A 17,616-nucleotide genomic window follows, 5' to 3' on the forward strand; every position below is an offset into this window, starting at 1 on the left:
CGTCGTTGTTTGAAATGTCGAACATGATCATGTCCGCACGCGCGGGAGAAGCGCGCGCGCTTCGCGATGTGCTCATCGTACGGATAAACGCCAGCCATTGAGATTGACGTCGTGTAGGACGCTGTTCCGGCTGCGACCGGAATATATTAGGAATATATCCGTCCAGCTTCGTCCGACTCAGAATTATCGTGCGCGCGCCGATCAATGAACGCTGCAGCGTTCTCTCGGACCGATCCGTACCGGCAACCACCCAAGCCATGCGATCCGCGCGTTCAAGAGGAAGACGATGTCCATTCAGCCCACCGCCTCCAATCGCCATCCAGGCCCGGATGGTCTGCCGGCCTACGACGATCGCTGGGTCATCGATGCGCAGGTCCAGTTCGACGCCAAGCTGCTGCAGCAGAACAATGGCGCCGGCCCCAAGCCTCCGAGCGGCACGGACGAGGCGCTGCAAAACCTCGACACCTTCACGGGCGTGACAACCGACAGCGTCGATCCGACCACCGGCGAGACCCAGCAGCAGATGCTGAGCGAGCTCTCGGCGAATTGGGACAAATGGGGCATGCACACCATGACCCAATGGATCGGCACCGATGCGTCGGGGCGCGCGGTCATCACCTTCGCTCCGCCAGCCGATCTGCCGCAGCACGCGAAGGATGTTCTGAACTATCTCAATAATCATCCGACGCTGCTGAATGGCATCGTGCAGGATCATAGCGGCGGCAAGGCGGGTGACCCGGTCACCCACGCCGCGTTGGACGATTTCATCAAGGAGACCAGGAATGACGCGCTCAATGCCGACGTCAGCCTGCAGTTCAAGGGATTGAAAGGCGCCGACTCCGCCCGCGTCAATCTGCTCAATCCGACCTTGGGGTATGCGGCCGAGCTGACGGCCAATTGGCATGCCTGGGGTCTGCACCAAGGCATCGACTTCGCCCATCCTCCGGCGGACCTGCCGCCGGAAGCCAAGAAGGTGCTCGGCTATTTTGCGGATAATCCGGCGCTGCTCGATGCGATCGTGGTCAATGCCGGCGGCAAGCCGGGCGATGCCGTCACGCAGGCGGCCGTCAACGCCTATCTCGGCAAGGGCGTGGAGGAGACCGCCGCGGCGATCAAGGCAGCCGGTACGGCAACGCCGGATGAGGGCATGCTGCAGACCGAACGGCTCGCCGCGAACTGGGACACGTGGGGTCTGCACCAGGGCGTCGATTTCAACAATCCGCCCGCCGGGCTGCCGCAACAGGCCAAGGACACCTTGGCCTACTTCGCGCAGCATCCGACGCTGTTCAATGCCATCGTGCAGGGAGCCGGCGGCAAGGCCGGTGATCGCATCACGCTTGCCGCCGTCCAATCGTTCATCGGCAAGATGGCGGACGAGGCAAAGGACCCCGCTGCCGTTGCCACCAAGGCGTCTGACTGGAACTCCTTGGCGCCCAATGCCGCGGATCAGCAGGCCCTCAACACTCCGCTTACCGCCGCCGCAGACCTCGCCGCGCATTGGGACGAGTGGGGCATGCACCAGGGCGTCAATTTCGCCAATCCACCAGCCGATCTGCCTCAGGCCGCCAAGGACGACCTGAAGATCCTGACGTCGAACCCCGCGCTCATGAAGGCGCTCGATGCTGGCGGCGGCGACGGCGCGGCGGATGGAACGATCACCCTGAACGACGTGAAGGGGTTCATCAGCCATGCCAAGGCGGATCTCAGCGCAGCCACGAAGGGCTATTCGGAGTGGTTGAGCAAGCATCCCAATGCCAGCGCCGAATCGAAGGAGCTGGCGCGCCAGGAATCGCTGCTGACCGCGAACGCCACGTTGATCTCCGGCGCTGCCGACAAGTCCAAGGGCAACGGCAATATCAGCATCGAGGATCTGCAGGTGGTGGCCGCCAATCCGGCCATCTATGGAGCCGAGCTGTCGCAAGCGGCGCGATTGTTCTCCAAACCGGGCATGTTCCAACTGCTCGACGTGGCGGGCGACGATTCCGCCACCGCCAAGCCTGACAACATCGTGGTGCGATCCAATCTCGAGGCCTGGCTGAAGGACGCCGCGCCGGTCAGCGACGCCGACTTTGCCAGCGTCATGCAGCACGCATCGCTCGTCAGCGCCGTGGCCGGCACCGATACGTCCAGCCTCACCGCCGACGTGTTCGCGCATCCGGGGAACTACACGGGCGCGCAGAAGGCCGCGGTGCTCGCGCAGCTCGAGCAGACCTATGCCAAGCTGCTGGCGGGACAGAAAGCGGGACTATGGCCGGATGCCGGGACAAGCCAATATCCCAACCTCAACCCCAACATCAACAAGGTCGCCAACGATCTCCTGACTCACATCTCGCAGCTCAGCGGCGACGCCGATGTGCAGAAGTTCCTGTCCACGACGGTGACGAGCAATCTGCAGTCCATGCTGGCCGACGATCCATCCTTGCTGGCGAGCGTGAAGAGCTCCTATCAGGCGTTCCAGAACGGTCAGACGCTGGATGCCGCCATCGCCGCAAAGGGGACGGACGGCAAGCCCGTCAGCTTGCCGAGCGCGCTGGCGTCTTTCGTGCAGGCGGGCAACTTCTTCGCCCAGGCGCTCGGGTCTGGCGGAAAGACCATCGATGTCAATATTGCCGGCATCGTCCAGAAATCCAGCCACTATCAGGAGATCCTGGCCTACTACCAGAACAACGTGGTCACCGGTAAGGATCTGCGCGACGCGCTGTCCAGCGGAACCGATCAAGGCACCGCGCTTGCGAACTTTGCCTCCGAAGTGGCCTCGTTCGGCGCCGTGCTGCCAGCAAGTGTGGTGCAGCAGAACAACGCCACCTTGGCAAAGAACTATGGCGATATCGTCGCCGAAGCAGTCCTCGGCGGCGCCGGCGCGGACCAGCTCACCAAGATATTTGCATCCAGCAACGGCCAGTTGGACGAAACTCAACTCAACGCCATCATTGCGCAGGTCGAGGCTCAGGACCCGACCTTGTTCACCGACGAGAATGGCAAGCCGGTCTCGAAGGATAAGATCGTCAACGCCTTCCGCCAAGTGTTCGACGCAGTGCGCAGCGGCGCAAAGGTGTCCGACGCGCTGGACAAGCTGAAGTTCCCCAATCTCGGCAATCAGACCATCCAGGGTGCCTACGGCACGGGCGTGCTCCATGCCGTGAGCTCGCTGATCGCCGGCGGCGTTCTGGCCGCGAAGGCGACCACGGGCGACACGTCGCCGGCCCAGATTGCGAGCCTCGTCTCCTCGGGCTGCATCGTGATGGGCACCGCGCTGGAGGCAGGAGGAAAATACGCCGCCAAGAATCCAGACTTCAATTTGGCCAAGATGACGTCGGCCGATCTCAAGATTCTCGAGAACGCCGGTAAGCTCATCGGCGGCCTTGGAAGCACGATCGGTGGCGTTCTCGGCATCATCAGCGGTGTCGGGCAACTCGCCGACGGCGACAAGGCGAATGGTGCGCTCAGCATCGCATCGGGCACGGCCGGCGTGATCGCGGGCGTGTTCGCCCTCGGCGACGCTGCCGCCGGCATTGCGGTCGCCGCAGGAGTGACCAGCTTCGTCGGGGTCGATCTGGCCGCTCTGGGGGCGAGCCTTGCGGCCTTGGGAGGAGCGTTTGCGATCGGTGCGGGCGTGCTCGGGCTGATCGGATTGTTTGTCTATCTGGGCATCGAGGGTGCCAAGCAGCAGCGGCGCTCGAGCGAATTCCAGGGCGAGGTCCTGCCGGTGCTGAATCAGTACGGCATCACCGGAGGTCCGGTCGAAAGCGGAGATCTTCCGGAGCCGCCATCGGTCGGCGTCGGCAGCTAGCAGCCTCGCGCGCGTTGCGGCTTCGTCCAGAGCCGCCGAGTGCGGAGCATCTTCCTCGCACTCGGCCGACTGAGCAGATTGACGCGAGGCCATCATGAACGGTGAATCTGAAACGACTGTCCGCCATGGCGGCACGCGTTCGATCTGGACAAAGCACGCCGAGATGCACGAGGTCTGCACGTTTCCGAAGCATCAGAGCGACTCGCAGGTTGTCGCCTGCTTTTGGTCGCAATGAACGGTGGCGCGAGCGATGCTGACTTGCACGTCATGGTCGCGAGGCACTGGGAATTTTGACGTTAGATATGCGCAGACATAAAACTTAAAAAATCAAGATGCATACCAGCGGTCGTGACGGGATTTGTGGGGGCGTTGGGTGGACGGTGAGTTAAGTAAGGTTGATGTCGCCCACGCGAAGCTGAAGATTCTGGTGACACGATACGACCTGGTCTCTTCTGAGCGCCATTTGTGCGTCCTCCCTGGTCAGCATCTGAACATCGATGAGCTGTCCGACCGGGTCGGGGCGAGCGCGACTCCCGTTCGTCAAGCGCTCGAGCGCCTGCACGGCGAGGGGCTGATCGAATCGGTGCCTAAGCGCGGCTTCTTCGCGAAGACGCCGGACGCGACCGAGCTGCAGGAGCTCTATGAGTTCGCTCTGCTGGTTCTCGATCGTAGTCTTCTCAAGGCGCAGGAGATGAGTACGGCGGGCGACCTGGAGCTGGACGTGCGCAGCGCCCCGGGATCGTGGGCGAGCGATCACCAGCACAATGCGCGCTTCATCGAAGCGGTGTCCGAGCGGATCGTCCGCCATTCGAGAAACGGGCAGATGCTGCGAATGATCAGGAATTTCCACGATCGCAGCCATTATGTGAGATGCCTCGCGCTCGCTCACTGTCCCGACGTCTCGACTCACTTCCGGGAGATTTCGGGTCTGGTCGATCGGCTTCACGCCGGCCAGATCGATCCGGCCCGTGCGATCCTCCACGCGCAGATGACGCACGAGATCACGCATCTGCCGGAGATCCTCCGGCACGCCCGTGGGCGTTGGGCGGAGTTGGCAGGCGACGCCGGCGAGAGCGGCGGGACGTCAAAGGAGCCGTCGCCGGTTCGGGCCGTGCCCCCTCCGCAACTAGGGCCGGGACGGAGAAATCTGCGTTCGATCTAGGTGGAACATGTTTGGTCAGTGCATGTGAGGACTGCCAGTGAAGGCGGCAAGATGTGGCTGTCTGCTCCGCGTGTCACGAGAGAAGACGCGGCTAAGTCGAACGACGCGAAGCTGAGCTGATCCGCGATCCAGCATCTCGCTGACGCTCTCACCAAACAGATGAAGAGCGCGGCCACAGCAGTCATAGAGTTGGTCTTGCACGTCAAGCAGAACGTCTTCGCGTGGCAGATGATCGGACAGCCGCCAGCGTCGCGGCGGCAGGGCAGCGTCCTCGCGGCCTGCAATCTCCTACATCATTGAGCCCTCCCGCGGCTGGCGTGAGCCAGCCGATGCTGAGCCGTGGCGCTTCCGCACGAACGAAAAGGGGACGTATCTGGTGCGGCGAGGAGGCCGCGACAGATCAAGCCAGCAAGCCGCTGAAATCGGTGGTGGGCCCGGCAGGACTCGAACCTGCAACCAGACCGTTATGAGCGGCCGGCTCTAACCATTGAGCTACAGGCCCCGCGGCGCGGGATGGTTTGGGAGGGGCGGGGGCTAGCCTGCCCCGCATCTTCCAACGACCCGGCGACGGTGCGGCCTCCGTTTACAGCCGTTGCAGCGATCGGGCAATGCCGCTGCCGGATCGTTTTGCCGCGGGCGCGCGCCCGTGGCGCTCCGAAAGCCGTTCCGGGCCGGGGATGCAGCGCGGTCCCGCGGGCGTCAATCCACCGAGACCCCGGCGAACTCGACCACCTTGCGCCATTTCTCGGTCTCGTCGGCGACGAGCTTGCCGAACTCGGCCGGCGTCATGGCGCGGGGGATGCCGCCGGTTTCCGCCAGCCGCGCCACCAGCTTGGGGTCCTTGAGCGCCTCGCCGACGGCCTTGTTGAGGAGCTCGACGATCTCCGGCGGCGTGCCCTTCGGCGCGGAGATGCCGTAGAAGCCGACCGATTCGTAAGCAGGCACGGTCTCGGCGATTGCCGGCACGTCCGGCACCGTCGGCCAGCGCTGCGGCGAGGTCACGCCGAGCGCGCGCACGCTGCCGCCGCGGGCCTGCTCGAGCGCCGTCGGCAGATTGTCGAAGATCAGCTGCACCTTGTTGGAGATGATGTCGGGAAACGCCAGCGCCGAGCCGCGATAGGGCACGTGCAGCATGTCGCATTTCGTCATCGCCTTGAACAGCTCGGCCGCCATGTGCACCGAGGTGCCGTTGCCGGACGAGGCGAAAGCGATCTTGCCCGGATTGGCCCGGCAGTAGTCGATGAACTCCTGCACCGTCCTCGCCGGCAATTCGTTGCTGACCACCAGCATGTTGGTGAGCTGCATGATGCTGGCGACCGGCACGGTGTCGCGGATGAAATCGTAAGGCAGCTTCTTGTACAGCGAGGTGCTGATCGCGTTGTTGGGCGCGACGAACAGCAGCGTGTAGCCGTCGGGAGCCGCGTTGATCGCGGCGGCCGCGGCGATGTTGCCGCCCGAGCCGGTGCGGTTCTCGACCACCACCTGCTGGCCGAGCCGGTCCGACAGTCCTTGCGCCATGATGCGGGCGACGATGTCGACCGGGCCGCCCGGCGCGAAGCCGATCAGCCAGCGGATGGGGCGGTCGGGAAAGGCGGCCGCGGCCGGCTGTGCGGCAAGTCCCGCGGCAACGATCAGTCCGAACAGCAGTGCACGCGCCAGCTTCATGTTCGCTTCCCCGGGGCTGTTTGCTTTGGCAGGCCGCGTGCGGCCCGCTGGTCGATCAACGACGCCGTCACTTCTTGATCAGCGGGCACGCCGGATCCGGCGGGCCGAACGCGTCCTCGCCCTTGATGGTCGCGAGGATCTTGTAGTAGTCCCACGGATATTTGCTCTCCTCCGGCGACTTGACCTGCGCCAGCACGAGATCGTGCACCATCAGATTGTCGGCGCGGAGCTTGCCGTTGCGGGCGAAGAAATCCTCGACCGGCGTCTCGCGCATCTTCGCGGCGACCGCGAGCGGATCGTCGCTGCCGGCCGCCTTGACGGCGTTGAGATAATGCGTGACGGCGGAGTAGACGCCGGCCTGCCACATCGTCGGCATCCGGTTCATCTTGGCGAAATAGCGCTTCGACCATTCGCGCGTCTTGTCGTCCATGTCCCAATAGAACGAGGTCGTCAGCAAGAGGCCCTGCGCGGCGGGCAGGCCGAGCGAGTGGATGTCGGTGATCAGCGCGAGCAGCGCCGCCATCTGCTGGCCGCCCTTGAGAAGGCCGAACTCGGCCGCCGTCTTGATCTCGTTCATGTTGTTCGGGGGACCGGCGGCGATGCCGATGATCTTGGCTTTCGAGGCCTGCGCCTGCAGGATGAAGGAGGAGAGGTCCGGCGTCGCGAATGGCGGCCGGACGGCGCCGACGACCTTGCCGCCATTGGCGGTGACCACGCTCGAGGCATCGCGCTCCAGCGAGTGGCCGAAGGCATAGTCGTCGGTGATGAAGAACCAGCTGTCGCCGCCGCGCTTGACGACCTCCTTCGCCGTGCCGGTGGCCAGCGCCTTGGTGTCGAACACCCATTGCATGGCGTAGGGCGAGCAGAACTTGCCGTGGAAATCGGCCGCGCCGGTCGATTGGGTGATGAACAGCTTCTTCTTCTCGGTCGCGATGGTCTGCACCGCGAGGCCGACCGCGGACACCGGGACGTCGACGATGAGATCGACCTGCTCGGTATCGTACCAGCGCCGCGCGATCGCAGCGCCAATGTCCGGCTTGAGCTGATGGTCGCCGACGATGACGCTGATCGGCTTGTCCAGCACCTTGCCGCCGAAATCATCCACCGCCATCTGCGCCGCGGTAACCGAGCCCTGGCCGGTCGGCGTCGAGGCCGGGCCGTTCATGTCGCTGAGCACGCCGATCTTGACGACGTTGTCGGAGATCTCAGCCTGCGCGGCGGTCGTGACCAGCAGCGCTGCGGCCGCCCACGCGGCGGTCCTCAAGGAGCTCAGTTGCAATCCGTCCTCCACCGATGCCGGCATGACGCCGTTGTTGGTCGCGGCTCTGCCGGCCGCTCCGCCTATCTGCAATCAATCCGAGCCGGCCGTCAATCACGCCTCGCAGCGGAGCCGGGAAGCGATCACATGCGCTGCACCGCCATAGGCGCCTCGCAGCACGAGAGCAGTGCTGGTGCCGCGGCTCAGGCCTTGGCCGCCTTGTGCTCCTCATGTGCGGCCTCCCACACCTCGCGCGCCGCATCCGCATTCATCAGCGCGATGCCGATTCCGACGATCAGGTCCGGCCAGATAGAGCGCCAGACGAAGGCGGTGACCAGGCCGGCCGCGATGATCGCGATGTTGGCATAGGCGTCATTGCGCGCCGAGAGGAACGCGGCCTTGGTGAGGCTGCCCTGATGGTCCCTGACGCGCGCCAGGATCAGCGCGCAGCCGAGATTGACGATCAGCGCGCCCAGCCCGGTGATGGTGAGCGGCAGCGGCGCGGGCACGACCGGCGCGACGAACTTCTCGCCGGCGGTCCACAGCCCCGCCAGCGCCGGCGCGAGCAGGATCAGCGCCAGCACCTTGCCGAGCTGCGCGCGCTTTGTCGGGCTCCAGCGCAGCGCCAGCGCGATCAGCAGATTGACCGAGGCATCCTCGAGGAAATCGACGCTGTCCGCGAACAGCGACACCGAGCCGATCGCCAAGGCCACCGCGAACTCGATGCCGAAATAGCCGAGATTGAGGGCCGCGACCGCGATGACCGCGCGGCGGACCGGGGCTGTCGCATCCATCACGCGTCCTCACTCATCGAGCACCGCCAGCCGCTCCGCCTCGGCGAGATCGTCGGCGGTGTTGGCGTTGAAGAACGGATCGAACGGGACGACCGGCCATGTCACGCTCACGACCTTGTAGCGCGCCGTGAAGCGGGTGACCTTGCGGATATCCTCCGTCACCAGAGCGCGGCGGAGGTCGTCGCGCAGGGCGACCGGCCAGACGCCGATGACGGGATGGGTCTGGCCGCCGGATGCCGCCAGCGCGAGCTCGGCCTGGTCCGCTTCGCGCGCCGCGGTGAGCCGTGTCACCAGATCGCGCGGCAGGAAGGGGCAGTCGGTGGCTGCGCTCAGCATCCACTGTGCCGACGGCCGATGCGCTGCAACCCAGTCGAGCCCGGCCAGGATGCCGGCCAGGGGACCTGGAAATCCCTCGATCGTGTCGGGCACCACGGTGAGGCCATAATCGGCAAACCGTGCGGGGTCGCCATTGGCATTGAGGATCAGCCCGTCGCATTGCGGCTGTAGCCGGGCGATCACGCGCGCCAGCAGCGTGCGGCCGCCGATCGCCCGCATCGGCTTGTCGCCGCCGCCGATGCGCCGGGCGAGGCCGCCGGCGAGCAGGACGGCTGGAATCGAGGTCGTGGCCATCATCGTAGGTCGTTACCATGCATCGCAGCACCGCGTCAGCGTCTGCTTCCGTCGTGATCCACGATTTGCCGACGAACGCGGGCGGAGCTCCGGCAAGGCTGCGTGAGCCCGAAAGCTCCGCCAGCGGAGGCTGCGTGCCGGCATGACATCCCCGCTCAGCCGTTATAGAGCAGTCGAAACCGCTCGGTCTGTCGACCTGGAGATTGCGATGAAGATCATCGGCCTCGCCGGCTGGAGCGGCGCCGGCAAGACCACGCTGCTCACGCGGCTCATTCCATATCTCAACGTGCAGGGGCTGCGCGTGTCCGTGATCAAGCACGCCCACCACCGGTTCGATGTCGATACTCCGGGCAAGGATTCCTGGCGCCACCGCGAGGCTGGGGCCGCGGAGGTGCTGGTCGCGTCCGGCACGCGCTGGGCCTTGATGCATGAATTGCGCGGCGCGCCGGAGCCTCCGCTGGCCGATCTCCTCGCGCGGTTGTCGCCGGTCGATCTCGTCGTCATCGAAGGCTACAAGGCCGGCCCGCATCGCCGGATCGAGGTGCATCGCGCGGCCAACGGCAAGCCGCTGCTCTTCCCCGCCGATCCCGGCATCGTTGCGATCGCCAGCGACATTCCGGTCGAGGGGGCTCTGCCGCGCGCCCATCTCGACGACATTCCAGCCATCGCCGCGTTGGCCCGGGAGCACGCCATGCCGCTTGCGGACATCCTGGCGCTGCAAGATCAAGCGGCACAGCAAGGATGGAACTCTTGAGCGGCGCATGGAACCAGGGGGAACCGCCTCGTTCTCAGGCTGGAACTCGGGTTCCGCGCGGCCGAAATGACCGGGTTGACGGGCCCCGGCCGCTTCGCCATGGTCCGCCCATGAGCATCACGAGGCTGGATTTGACGGGCTTGAAGTGCCCGCTGCCGGCACTGAAAACGCGCAAGGCGCTGCAGTCGCTGCGGCCCGGCGAGCGCCTGGAAGTCTGCTGCACCGATCCGCTGGCGGTGATCGACATCCCCAACCTGATTCGTGAAACCGGCGATCAGGTGGACATCGTCGATCGCAGCGATCATGCCATTTTGTTTCTCATCGAGAAGGCGGCGGAGCCGTCGGAATAATCGGCATCGATCGCGTGTTCATCACACCATGGAGGTTGTCCCAACTAAGTAGTTCGTGCGCGCTCGTCGGAGTTGGAGGCTGTCAAGCCGCATAGCCGCTTCCTATCGTCGCATGCCCGCCGGACGTCGCCCACAACAATGCCGCGTTCGCAGTCCAGGCTGTGCTGATGCGGGGAGGCAAGGAGAGGTTGCCGCTGTCTTCACGATTTCGCGAGCGTGCCGCGCTCCGAATGATGTCGGTCGTGATGGCCAGCGCATCTGATTAGTTGATTCTGTGAGTGATGATGGATCATCCGAAGTAGTCGAGACCATCATGACTACAGCCGAGAGTGGCGGTGGCGTCGGTTGCACGCCGATTTTTCATGTTTGTTAGCAACACACGCGCGCTGCAGTGCGATCAATCCACGAAGTTTGACCAATTATTACCATTTTACTATCGACATTTTGCCGCGCTTCTGCACCAATTGGGGCGCTTCCGCGGAGGTTGCGGAACGTAAGTCATGCCCGCTGGGGAGCGGGCCAGGCGGAACGCGGCACAATGATGACACGGCGCATGAGACCCGGTGGGGGGTAGCATGCCCGTGGAACTCGTTCTTGGCGTTTGTGCGTCGCGAAAATGGTCTGGTACGTCGACGGCGGGCAGGGTGAGTGAGCGTATTGATTCTGATCAAGGGGACAGAACATGACGTCGTTGCGTTGGACGGGAGTCCGTAGGGGAGGAATGCATGGCTACTATTGAGAGCGCGGGCTCGCTCCCGAGCGCGCAAGCGGGGATCTTCGATCGCGAGCACACGGTCGCGAAAGCAGGGTTCAACCGCTGGCTGGTTCCCCCGGCTGCGCTTTGCATCCATCTGTGCATCGGCATGGCCTATGGCTTCTCGGTGTTCTGGCTGCCGCTGTCGCGCGCCATCGGCGTAACGCAGAGTCAGGTCTGCACCGACATGACCCTGGTGCAGGAGCTGTTCACGACCACCTGCGACTGGAAGGTCGCCAGCCTCGGCTGGATGTATACGCTGTTCTTCGTGCTGCTCGGCGGCTCGGCCGCGATCTGGGGCGGCTGGCTCGAGCGCGCCGGACCGCGCAAGGCCGGTGCCGTCGCGGCCTGCTGTTGGGGCGGTGGTCTTTTGATCGCAGCCCTCGGCATCTATGTGCACCAGCTCTGGGTCACGTGGCTGGGTGCCGGCGTGATCGGCGGCATCGGTCTTGGCCTGGGCTACATCTCGCCGGTCTCGACGCTGGTGAAATGGTTTCCGGACCGGCGCGGCATGGCGACCGGCATGGCGATCATGGGCTTCGGCGGCGGCGCGATGATCGGTGCTCCGCTCGCCAACCTGCTGATGAACTATTTCAAGACCCCGACCTCGGTCGGCGTCTGGGAGACCTTCGTCACCATGGGCGTGATCTACTTCGTGTTCATGATGATCGGCGCCTTCGCCTATCGCGTCGCCCCGGTCGGCTGGCAGCCCGAAGGGTGGACGCCGCCGGCGGTGAAGAAGGCGATGATCTCCGAGCATCATGTGCATCTCGACAACGCGCACAAGACGCCGCAGTTCTGGCTGGTCTGGGCGGTGCTCTGCCTGAACGTGTCGGCGGGCATCGGCGTGATCGGCATGGCGTCGCCGATGCTGCAGGAGATCTTTGCCGGCAAGCTGATCGGTCTGCCCGACGTCAGCTTCAACCAGCTCGACGCCACGCAGAAGGCGACGATCGCGGGCATCGCGGCAGGCTTTGCCGGCCTGTTGTCGCTGTTCAACATCGGCGGCCGGTTCTTCTGGGCGTCGCTGTCGGATCACATCGGTCGCAAGGCGACCTATTACTGCTTCTTCCTGATCGGCATCGTGCTCTACGCACTGGCGCCGACCTTTGCAGCGATGGGCTCCAAGCTCTTGTTCGTCGGCGCCTTCGCCATCATCCTCTCGATGTATGGCGGCGGCTTCGCCACGGTGCCGGCCTATCTCGCCGACCTGTTCGGCACCCAGTTCGTGGGTGCGATCCACGGCCGGCTGCTCACGGCCTGGGCAACCGCCGGCATCGTCGGTCCGGTGGTGGTCAACTACATCCGTGAGTTCCAGCTTGCCGCCGGCGTGCCGCGCGACCAGCTCTACAACACCACGATGTACATCCTCTGCGCCATGCTCCTGGCCGGCCTGATCTGCAACATGCTGATCAAGCCCGTCGACCCGAAGTGGAATATGAGCCCGGATGAGGTCGCGCAATATCAGGCGCAGCTCGCCAAGAACGAATCGGCGATCCAGCACGGCTCGTTCGGCATCGGCAAGGGCGGCTTCGATGTGAAGGCTGCGCTGTTCTGGGCCTTCGTCGGCGTGCCGCTGGCCTGGGGCGTCTGGAAGACGCTGGAGAGCGCGGTCAAGATCTTCTGATCCGGTTCATCGGATTGAAGCCTGCGGGGCGGCCGGTCTGGCCGCCCCGTTTCGTTTGCGCTTATGCATTTCCTATAAGCAATGAGTTCGGCCCGTCTCGCATTCCTACGCTGACAGCCGCCATTCTCTGCGCCGCCGGCCAATGCCGTGCCGGCGGTTTTGCGGAGAATGGACATGAGCTCGGTCATGGTGCTTCGTGGGATCCGCGGCGCTCACGCCGTCCGCGCATCCGGGCCGTCGCGCCTGCGCAGAATGATCCGCAGGACATTCAAGGCCGTTCACGCCGCAATCGCCGCAGCCAAGCTCCGCCGCCTGCGCAACGAATTGCTGCTGCGCCGAGGATCCTCCGCCTGCATCGAGGCTGACATCTCGCGCCAGCCGCAAGTGCCTTTGATCCTCCGCGAGAAATGGGACTTCTGAGCCTCCTGCCGGCGTGGCGCATTTGCGGCGCCTTTGGTCTCAGAGCGGATAGATCGACCCCGGAGCAGCCCCGGAAGGCGCCATGCTGATCCGCGCCAGCGCCTGTGCGACCGCGTCCTTCGCAGCGACGTCCAGCTCAGTCAGCGGCAGGCGGACATCGGCTGCTATCAGACTCTGCAGGCTCAGCGCATGTTTCAGCGTCGCGGGCGCATCGCGGTGGACCAGATCGATCAGCGGCTGCAGCCGGCGATAGAGGCGCCGGGCCGCGTGCCAGCGTCCGGACTGGCAGGCGGCGAGGATCGCCTTACATTGCTGCGGAGCGACATTGGCGACCAGTGAGAACCAGCCGTCAGAACCGGCCGCCGCCAACGGCACGGGCGCCATGTCATCGCCCGCGAGCAGGCGGAAGCCGGGCGGCACCAAGGAGCGCAGGCGAACGGTGCGAGCGACATCGCCGGTGGCGTCGCGCAGGCCGACGAACTGCGCCCATCGCGCCAGCCGGACCAGGATATCGTCAGGCAGTGCGCGGGCCGTCCGCGACGGGCAGTCGTGCAGGATGATCGGCAGCGCGGTTGCATCGCCGACCGCACGGAAATGCGCGTAGATGCCCTCCGCCGTTGGCCGGTTGTAGTAGGGGACCACCGACATCACAGCGTCAGCGCCCGCGGCTGCCGCCTGTCGTGTGTTCTCCACCGCCTGCAGCGTCGAGTTGGAGCCCGCGCCGGCGATGATCTGAGCCTGGTTGCAGGCCGCGGCGACCGCCGTCCGAATGACGAGGTCGCGCTCCGCCGCTGTCAGTGTCGCTGCTTCGCCTGCCGTCTCGCACACCAGGATCGCGCTGGCGCCAGCCTCGATCTGCCGCACGCACAGTCGGGTGAGCGCGGGAGCGTCGAGTTCGCCATCGGCGGTGAACGGCGTCGGAATGTCCGCGATCACGCCGGTGAGCCAGCGTGCCGCAACTCCGCGCCCGGCAGGGGAGGTGTGGCTCATGCGACCGGTCGTTTCCCATACAGCAGGCCGATGGGCGCGAGACGTCCATCGGCGTCGAGCTCGATCGTGCGCGACAACTCGACGATCGTCTCCGGATGATGGCCGTTCTCGAACAGCGCGTATTTCATCGCCTCGGCGCGGCTGACGAACAGGCCGCCGTAGAGGCCGTTCTGCTCCTGCGCGACCCATTGGCCGCGGCTGTTGCGCCCGATCAGCACGAGCGCGGCCGCAGATTTGTTGCACGAGGGAGGTTCGACGAGCTTCATGGCTGTGGTCCTTCTGATGTGACGCGAGCCTCCTATCTGGGAGGGCCTCGCTGTCGCGGGTTGGATATCGCGCTTGCCGGATAGGAAATCGATGGGGCGGTGCCGGCGACGTCATAGCCGCCGCGTAAAGGGGGACGTGGCCTAGGATTCGGCGAGCGGGGTCAGCGCCATCGCGGCGCAATACAGCGCGAGATAGCCGATCATCTCGTCCCAGTGATTGAGGCCCGCGGTGAAGACGCGCTCGCGCCGCATTGTGGCGAGCACGGCGCAGAGAATGACGGTCATCCACAGCAGGGACGCGAGGCTGCGTCCGAAGCCGATGCTGCCGAAGCTCGCGAACACGGCGAGGATCGCCGTGCGCAGGCCGAAGCGCAGCAGGACGCGGGCCGCGGACAACTCCACGGGCTTGTCGGCCGAGAGCATCATGGCCAGGCTCTCGCCGCCTCAGAAATTGTCGCAGCAGAGCAGGGTGGTGAGATCGGGCTCGGCGCAACGGCGTCCCGAGCCGGGGGCTGGGTGCGGCTCGAGACGCTGCGCCTCCACCGCGGCGTGGAGGATCGCCAGCGACAGATCGCTATGCGTCGCCTCGGCGCACTGGTCGAGCCAGTCGGGCATCTCGCGCCGCTGCGACAGCGCGCAATGCCATTCACCATGATCATAAGCGAGGCGGCGCAGCGACCAGCCCGGCAGCCTTAGCGCGATCACCTCCAGCGCTGCGTCGATGCGCGCCTCCTCGCGCAGCAATAGATCGATCCGCACCCGACGTCTTCCGCGCGCCGACAGCGGCGACACGCCGTCGTCCTCGCCGAGCAGGCTCGTCAGCAGCGTGGCGGCTTCCTGCGCGGCCTGCGGGGGCTGCGCGGTATCCTGGATGATCGTGAGCGGCATGGTGGTGTTCCGTCGTCGGTGAGCGGCGGCCCGCCGGGGGCCGCGCCCGACAATCTGGCGGCGGTGGCTGTAGGAATGCGAGAGGGCGGGGGCGGGGAAGAAATAAGCGCCGTATAAAAGCCGCGCCGCGCGCACGCCGGCTCATATGCCCGCGATGGCGGCGGCCGGGCGTTCCGGGCCGTGGAATCCCCCAGTCTTTATGGGATTCCTATAACTTTCCCAGCCGCGCTGTCTCGAAAACCTATGAGGTCCGATGCCACCTGGGAGCGTGGAACGGACCGTGGCTGCCACTCATGCTCCACGGCCGCTCCGAGGCTTGCGCGCATCTCGCGCATGAGGAGCACATCATGCTGGACCTTCTGATGCTGGTGCTGGGCGCCGGCTTCTTCGCTTTGGCGATCGGCTACACCTATGTCTGCGAGCGGCTGTAGGAGACGCGCCATGATCGTCGACTATTCGCTCGCCGGCGCCGTGTCGCTCGGCCTCCTGATCTATCTCACCTACGCGCTGCTGCGGCCTGAGCGGTTCTGACCGCCCCATCAGCACCTCCCAAGGACAATCCCCATGACCGTCATCGGCTGGATCCAGATCCTGCTTTTCTGCGCCGTGATCGTCGCGCTCACCAAGCCGCTCGGCTGGTACATGACGCGCGTCTTCAACGGTGAGCGTACGTTCCTCTCGCCGGTGCTGCGGCCGGTCGAATCCGCGGTCTACTGGATCGGCGGCGTCGACGAGCGCCGCGAGCAGCATTGGCTGACCTACACGGTCGCGATGCTGCTGTTCCACGTCGGCGGCTTCCTGATCATCTACGGCGTGATGCGGCTGCAGGCCGTGCTGCCGTTCAATCCTGCTGGGCAATCCGCGGTCGCGGAGGACCTGTCGTTCAACACCGCGATCAGCTTCCTGACCAACACCAACTGGCAGAACTACGGCGGCGAGAGCACGGTCTCCTATCTCGTCCAGATGCTCGGCCTTACGCACCAGAACTTCCTGTCGGCGGCCACCGGCATCGTGCTCGCGATCGCGCTGATCCGCGGCTTCTCGCGTGCGTCCGCGCGCACCGTCGGCAATTTCTGGGTCGATGTGGTCAGGTGCACGCTCTACATCCTGCTGCCGCTGTGCATCGTCTACACGCTGTTCCTGGTCTGGCAGGGCATCCCGCAGACGCTCGGACCCTATGTCGAGGCGACGACGCTGGAAGGCGCCAAGCAGACGATTGCGGTCGGCCCGGTCGCCTCGCAGGTGGCGATCAAGATGCTCGGCACCAATGGCGGCGGCTTCTTCAATGCCAACGCCGCGCATCCGTTCGAGAACCCGACCGCGCTGTCGAACTTCATCCAGATGATCTCGATCTTCGCGCTCGGCGCCGCGCTCACCAACGTGTTCGGCCGCATGGTCGGCAATCAGCGCCAGGGCTGGGCGATCCTCGCCGTGATGGGCGTGCTGTTCATCGCCGGCGTCGCCGTGACCTACTGGGCCGAAGCGAGCGGCAGCAACGTGCTCAACGCGCTCGGGCTGACCGGCGGCAACATGGAGGGCAAGGAGGTCCGCTTCGGCATCGTCGCGTCGTCGCTGTTCGCCGTGATCACCACGGCGGCGTCCTGCGGCGCGGTCAACGCGATGCATGACAGCTTCACCGCGCTCGGCGGCATGATCCCGCTGATCAACATGCAGCTCGGCGAGATCATCGTCGGCGGCGTCGGCGCGGGCCTCTACGGCATGCTGCTGTTCGTCGTGCTCGCGATCTTCGTCGCCGGCCTGATGGTCGGGCGCACGCCGGAATATGTCGGCAAGAAGATCGAGGCCCGCGAGGTCAAGATGGCGATGCTGGCGATCCTCGTCCTGCCGCTGATGTATCTCGGCTGGACCGCGGTCGCCGTGGTGCTGCCGTCGGCCGTGGCCTCGATGGCCAATGCCGGACCGCATGGCTTCACCGAGGTGCTCTACGCCTTCACCTCGGCGACCGCCAACAACGGCTCGGCCTTCGGCGGCCTGACCGGCAACACCTTCTTCTACAACCTGACGCTCGCAAGCTCGATGTTCGTCGGCCGCTTCTTCATGATCATCCCGGCGATGGCGATCGCTGGCTCGCTGGCCGAGAAAAAGTCGATCCCGCCGTCCGCCGGCACCTTGCCGACCACAGGCGGGCTGTTCGTCGGCCTCGTCGTCGGCGTCATCCTGATCATCGGCGGCCTCACCTTCTTCCCCGCACTGGCCTTGGGTCCCATCGTCGAGCATCTCGCGATGACCGCCGGCACCGTGTTCTGA

17 protein-coding genes and 1 tRNA gene are annotated in these 17,616 nt (G+C 65.3%); 9 read left to right on the top strand and 9 right to left on the bottom strand.

Annotated features, from left to right (window positions below; translation table 11 throughout):
* Window positions 1–286: 286 nt before the first annotated feature.
* Window positions 287–3,790 carry a type III effector HrpK domain-containing protein gene (locus tag ACVILH_RS14325; RefSeq protein WP_456713469.1) on the top strand — a complete coding sequence of 1,168 codons (3,504 nt, stop codon included), beginning with the start codon at window positions 287–289 and terminating at the stop codon, window positions 3,788–3,790.
* 373 nt (window positions 3,791–4,163) lie between these two features.
* Window positions 4,164–4,952 carry a GntR family transcriptional regulator gene (locus tag ACVILH_RS14330; protein WP_456713470.1) on the top strand — a complete coding sequence of 263 codons (789 nt, stop codon included), beginning with the start codon at window positions 4,164–4,166 and terminating at the stop codon, window positions 4,950–4,952.
* A 426-nt stretch (window positions 4,953–5,378) separates the two neighbouring features.
* Here the strand turns inward: ACVILH_RS14330 and ACVILH_RS14335 are convergent.
* The 5 genes from ACVILH_RS14335 to mobA all read right to left on the bottom strand — a co-directional run bounded on the left by ACVILH_RS14335 (window position 5,379) and on the right by mobA (window position 9,302).
* Window positions 5,379–5,454 (bottom strand) — tRNA-Ile (locus ACVILH_RS14335).
* A gap of 197 nt (window positions 5,455–5,651) precedes the next feature.
* On the bottom strand, window positions 5,652–6,617 hold the full coding sequence (locus ACVILH_RS14340; protein ID WP_456713471.1) for a Bug family tripartite tricarboxylate transporter substrate binding protein: 966 nt from the start codon (window positions 6,615–6,617) through the stop codon (window positions 5,652–5,654).
* A 67-nt stretch (window positions 6,618–6,684) separates the two neighbouring features.
* Window positions 6,685–7,896, bottom strand: coding sequence for an ABC transporter substrate-binding protein (locus ACVILH_RS14345; protein WP_456713472.1), 1,212 nt, complete (start codon window positions 7,894–7,896; stop codon window positions 6,685–6,687).
* A gap of 182 nt (window positions 7,897–8,078) precedes the next feature.
* Window positions 8,079–8,669: a cation transporter gene (locus ACVILH_RS14350; protein ID WP_456713473.1), complete on the bottom strand. Its 591-nt coding sequence runs from the start codon at window positions 8,667–8,669 to the stop codon at window positions 8,079–8,081.
* 9 nt (window positions 8,670–8,678) lie between these two features.
* A complete protein-coding gene (gene mobA / locus ACVILH_RS14355) occupies window positions 8,679–9,302 on the bottom strand; it encodes a molybdenum cofactor guanylyltransferase MobA (protein WP_456713474.1) in 624 nt (207 codons plus the stop codon).
* 205 nt (window positions 9,303–9,507) lie between these two features.
* Here mobA and mobB point away from each other — a divergent pair, with 205 nt between their 5' ends.
* From mobB to ACVILH_RS14375, 4 genes are all read left to right on the top strand, one after another.
* Window positions 9,508–10,053: a molybdopterin-guanine dinucleotide biosynthesis protein B gene (gene mobB / locus ACVILH_RS14360; RefSeq protein WP_456713475.1), complete on the top strand. Its 546-nt coding sequence runs from the start codon at window positions 9,508–9,510 to the stop codon at window positions 10,051–10,053.
* A gap of 110 nt (window positions 10,054–10,163) precedes the next feature.
* Complete coding sequence (locus ACVILH_RS14365) at window positions 10,164–10,403, top strand: sulfurtransferase TusA family protein (protein ID WP_456713476.1); 240 nt, start codon at window positions 10,164–10,166, stop codon at window positions 10,401–10,403.
* 725 nt (window positions 10,404–11,128) lie between these two features.
* Window positions 11,129–12,784 carry an OFA family MFS transporter gene (locus ACVILH_RS14370; RefSeq protein ID WP_456713477.1) on the top strand — a complete coding sequence of 552 codons (1,656 nt, stop codon included), beginning with the start codon at window positions 11,129–11,131 and terminating at the stop codon, window positions 12,782–12,784.
* A gap of 174 nt (window positions 12,785–12,958) precedes the next feature.
* Window positions 12,959–13,204, top strand: a complete 246-nt coding sequence (locus tag ACVILH_RS14375; RefSeq protein WP_456713478.1) for a hypothetical protein — start codon at window positions 12,959–12,961, stop codon at window positions 13,202–13,204.
* Between the two features lie 39 nt (window positions 13,205–13,243).
* Here the strand turns inward: ACVILH_RS14375 and dapA are convergent, their stop codons facing one another.
* From dapA to ACVILH_RS14395, 4 genes are all read right to left on the bottom strand, one after another.
* Complete coding sequence (gene dapA / locus ACVILH_RS14380) at window positions 13,244–14,194, bottom strand: 4-hydroxy-tetrahydrodipicolinate synthase (RefSeq protein WP_456713479.1); 951 nt, start codon at window positions 14,192–14,194, stop codon at window positions 13,244–13,246.
* Window positions 14,191–14,460 (bottom strand): hypothetical protein, encoded by a 270-nt coding sequence (locus tag ACVILH_RS14385; protein ID WP_456713480.1) that lies wholly within the window; start codon window positions 14,458–14,460, stop codon window positions 14,191–14,193. The genes dapA and ACVILH_RS14385 overlap by 4 nt, the downstream gene beginning before the upstream one ends.
* 141 nt (window positions 14,461–14,601) lie before the next feature.
* A complete protein-coding gene (locus tag ACVILH_RS14390; RefSeq protein WP_456713481.1) occupies window positions 14,602–14,886 on the bottom strand; it encodes a hypothetical protein in 285 nt (94 codons plus the stop codon).
* Between the two features lie 18 nt (window positions 14,887–14,904).
* On the bottom strand, window positions 14,905–15,348 hold the full coding sequence (locus ACVILH_RS14395) for a hypothetical protein (protein ID WP_456713482.1): 444 nt from the start codon (window positions 15,346–15,348) through the stop codon (window positions 14,905–14,907).
* A gap of 293 nt (window positions 15,349–15,641) precedes the next feature.
* Here ACVILH_RS14395 and ACVILH_RS14400 point away from each other — a divergent pair, with 293 nt between their 5' ends.
* Genes ACVILH_RS14400 through kdpA form a run of 3 tightly spaced genes read left to right on the top strand, consistent with a single transcriptional unit; the run spans window position 15,642 to window position 17,616 of the window.
* A complete protein-coding gene (locus ACVILH_RS14400; protein ID WP_456713483.1) occupies window positions 15,642–15,779 on the top strand; it encodes a hypothetical protein in 138 nt (45 codons plus the stop codon).
* A 10-nt stretch (window positions 15,780–15,789) separates the two neighbouring features.
* Window positions 15,790–15,879 (top strand): K(+)-transporting ATPase subunit F, encoded by a 90-nt coding sequence (locus tag ACVILH_RS14405; protein ID WP_006614032.1) that lies wholly within the window; start codon window positions 15,790–15,792, stop codon window positions 15,877–15,879.
* Between the two features lie 33 nt (window positions 15,880–15,912).
* Window positions 15,913–17,616, top strand: coding sequence for a potassium-transporting ATPase subunit KdpA (kdpA, locus tag ACVILH_RS14410; protein ID WP_456713484.1), 1,704 nt, complete (start codon window positions 15,913–15,915; stop codon window positions 17,614–17,616).

This window comes from Bradyrhizobium sp. USDA 4353 (assembly GCF_054063215.1).

Excerpts from the sequence above, each read along its gene's own strand:
- ACVILH_RS14325 (WP_456713469.1), top strand. The coding sequence starts at position 287 with ATGTCCATTCAGCCCACCGCCTCCAATCGCCATCCAGGCCCGGATGGT.
- ACVILH_RS14340 (WP_456713471.1), bottom strand. The coding sequence starts at position 6,617 with ATGAAGCTGGCGCGTGCACTGCTGTTCGGACTGATCGTTGCCGCGGGA.
- ACVILH_RS14350 (WP_456713473.1), bottom strand. The coding sequence starts at position 8,669 with ATGGATGCGACAGCCCCGGTCCGCCGCGCGGTCATCGCGGTCGCGGCC.
- mobA (WP_456713474.1), bottom strand. The coding sequence starts at position 9,302 with ATGATGGCCACGACCTCGATTCCAGCCGTCCTGCTCGCCGGCGGCCTC.
- mobB (WP_456713475.1), top strand. The coding sequence starts at position 9,508 with ATGAAGATCATCGGCCTCGCCGGCTGGAGCGGCGCCGGCAAGACCACG.
- ACVILH_RS14365 (WP_456713476.1), top strand. The coding sequence starts at position 10,164 with ATGAGCATCACGAGGCTGGATTTGACGGGCTTGAAGTGCCCGCTGCCG.
- ACVILH_RS14370 (WP_456713477.1), top strand. The coding sequence starts at position 11,129 with ATGGCTACTATTGAGAGCGCGGGCTCGCTCCCGAGCGCGCAAGCGGGG.
- ACVILH_RS14375 (WP_456713478.1), top strand. The coding sequence starts at position 12,959 with ATGAGCTCGGTCATGGTGCTTCGTGGGATCCGCGGCGCTCACGCCGTC.
- dapA (WP_456713479.1), bottom strand. The coding sequence starts at position 14,194 with ATGAGCCACACCTCCCCTGCCGGGCGCGGAGTTGCGGCACGCTGGCTC.
- ACVILH_RS14385 (WP_456713480.1), bottom strand. The coding sequence starts at position 14,460 with ATGAAGCTCGTCGAACCTCCCTCGTGCAACAAATCTGCGGCCGCGCTC.
- ACVILH_RS14390 (WP_456713481.1), bottom strand. The coding sequence starts at position 14,886 with ATGATGCTCTCGGCCGACAAGCCCGTGGAGTTGTCCGCGGCCCGCGTC.
- ACVILH_RS14395 (WP_456713482.1), bottom strand. The coding sequence starts at position 15,348 with ATGCCGCTCACGATCATCCAGGATACCGCGCAGCCCCCGCAGGCCGCG.
- ACVILH_RS14400 (WP_456713483.1), top strand. The coding sequence starts at position 15,642 with ATGCTCCACGGCCGCTCCGAGGCTTGCGCGCATCTCGCGCATGAGGAG.
- ACVILH_RS14405 (WP_006614032.1), top strand. The coding sequence starts at position 15,790 with ATGATCGTCGACTATTCGCTCGCCGGCGCCGTGTCGCTCGGCCTCCTG.
- kdpA (WP_456713484.1), top strand. The coding sequence starts at position 15,913 with ATGACCGTCATCGGCTGGATCCAGATCCTGCTTTTCTGCGCCGTGATC.